This is a genomic window from Bacillus haikouensis (assembly GCF_013179555.1).
In the GTDB taxonomy this organism is placed as follows: Bacteria; Bacillota; Bacilli; order Bacillales; family Bacillaceae_B; genus Rossellomorea; species Rossellomorea haikouensis_A.
In genome coordinates this window covers 1-2,133 of record NZ_JABMCR010000464.1, presented here as the reverse complement: position 1 = coordinate 2,133, position 2,133 = coordinate 1, and the positions used below count along the sequence as shown (strand labels likewise).

Genomic DNA, 2,133 nt, shown 5'->3' with positions numbered 1-2,133 from the left:
CCCTTGCACGATAAATGAAATAATTGAAAGACGCAGGGAACATTGACCTGCGTCTTTTACATGAGGATTTACAGATAGAATAACAATCCATCTTCCTTATAGTCTTCTCCGCCAATCGATATATTCTGTTCTTTAACCACAACGGGATCGAAGGAATAATAAAAGTGCTTCGAAGGATTCTCTTTAAGCACCCATACGAGCATATTTGAATGGCCTTGTGATTTTAATTCATCCATCGCAAACTTTAACAGAACACTTCCCAATCCATTTCTCTGATATTCTTCCAACAGATAGATTGCATACAGTTCACCTTCATATAGATTGTCTCGTTCTTTACCGATCGAAGCGAAACCAGCAATATCCCCATTATTCAGTTCGCACACATAGGTTTGATGAGAGCCGGCGAGTATACCGTCCCACCTGACCCTCTTATCTTCTATTATTAATGATTCAAGGTACCTGTCTGAAACGATACCTTTGTATGTCGTTTTCCAACTGTTCATATGAACGTTTGCGATTCCGTGAGCGTCAGAGGGATTTGCTTTTCTAATATGGTACTTCTTCATTCTTTTTCACCTCATTCACGTGTTGAACCATTTTCTTCACTTTCCTTTCTTCCACTAGGAAAAGCGTCACACCCAAAATGATGACCATGCCACCGATGACCTGGGTGAGAAGTATTTTTTCAGCCAAGAGCCAATAGGCGAGAATAGAGGCCCCGATGGGTTCGAACAGGATCGCCATCGAAATGGTCGAGGTACTTAACCACTTTAGTGACCAGTTAAATAATGTATGCCCGAGAAGTGTCGGGATGATTGCCAGCAGCAGAAAGTAAATCCAGTCTTCTTTCGGGTATGGTCCGAGAGCTTCTCCCCTGAAAAGCACATAGATTAATAGTACAACCGCGCTGATTGCATAGACCAGATATGTATAAGTGATCAAGGACAATCTTTTTCGGATGGTTTGCCCGAATAAGAGATACCCGGTCACTAATGCACATGCAAGCAATGCCAAAATGTCTCCCCATAGTGCAGTTCCGCTTATTCTGAAATCCCCCCAGCTGATGATGAAACTGCCAGTCACTGCTAACAACGCAGAGATGACTGCCTTGCCCGTCAGTTTTTCTTTGAAAAATAAATAAGCTCCTATAAACGCAAAGAGCGGCTGGAGGGTGACGAGTACGGTCGAGCTGGCAACAGAGGTGTAGTTGAGCGACTCGAACCAAAGGATAAAGTGAAAAGCTAGAAAGATGCCTGCAATGACAGAAAACAGCCAATCCCTCTTTGTAATAACTTGGAGTTCCCTCACATATTTTAAGACAAATACCGGGGTCATTAAAAGGATCGTAAATAGAAGCCGGTAAAAGGCAAGCACTCCGGATGGTGCACTGGATACTTTGACTAAAATGGCAGATGTCGAAACAGATATCACTCCTACAGCAAGAAGCAGATAAGGATTGACTTTTGATTCAGCCATGGAAACACCCCCGTGTTTTCTGAATGATTTAACGCTTGTTTGTTTTAATACGTTCAATTGTTCTCATTTTAGTAGATATTGAGAAATAATACTACATCCATTTATCGATTTTTTCAATCTGTTTAAATAGATTTGGAGGGGGTCAGGTGGATTTCATAGACACAGCACTTTATTTGAAACTTGGGATTTCTGCTGTTCTTGGATTAATCATCGGCTTGGAAAGAGAATTGAAGAGGAAACCTGTGGGCCTTAAAACGTCACTTGTCATCTGTATCGTAAGCTGCCTGTTGACAGTGGTATCGATTGAATCTGCGTATATAGCTCCAGGCTCAGAAAAAGTGAATATCACGATGGATCCTCTGCGTCTGGCCGCTCAGATTGTTTCAGGGATCGGTTTCCTGGGGGCAGGCGTTATTTTGAGACGGGGGAATGACAGTATTTCAGGATTGACGACAGCAGCGATGATCTGGGGGGCAGCCGGAATTGGTATTGCAGTCGGTGCAGGATTTTACTTGGAAGCGACCGCGGGTGTCATCCTTATTATTGTCTCGGTAGAAGTCGTTCCTACAATCATCACCTTCATAGGCCCGAAGCGTTTAAGGGAAAAGGAGTTATTCCTGCGGGCGACCATCAAGGAAAAGCATGAAATCAAAACGA

At 43.0% G+C, this 2,133-nt stretch carries 3 protein-coding genes; 1 reads left to right on the top strand and 2 read right to left on the bottom strand.

Going from position 1 to position 2,133, the window contains the following annotated elements; genetic code table 11:
* Window positions 1-68: 68 nt before the first annotated feature.
* Both HP456_RS23185 and HP456_RS23180 read right to left on the bottom strand, forming a co-directional pair.
* The gene (locus HP456_RS23185) at window positions 69-566 is read right to left on the bottom strand and encodes a GNAT family N-acetyltransferase (protein ID WP_172255456.1); all 498 of its coding nucleotides are present in this window, start codon (window positions 564-566) and stop codon (window positions 69-71) included.
* Window positions 547-1,476: a DMT family transporter gene (locus HP456_RS23180; protein WP_172255455.1), complete on the bottom strand. Its 930-nt coding sequence runs from the start codon at window positions 1,474-1,476 to the stop codon at window positions 547-549. The genes HP456_RS23185 and HP456_RS23180 overlap by 20 nt, the downstream gene beginning before the upstream one ends.
* Window positions 1,477-1,622: 146 nt before the next feature.
* On the opposite strand from HP456_RS23180, the gene HP456_RS23175 reads away from it, so the two are divergent.
* On the top strand, window positions 1,623-2,133 hold a 511-nt coding region (locus HP456_RS23175; RefSeq protein ID WP_172255454.1), incomplete at its 3' end, for an MgtC/SapB family protein.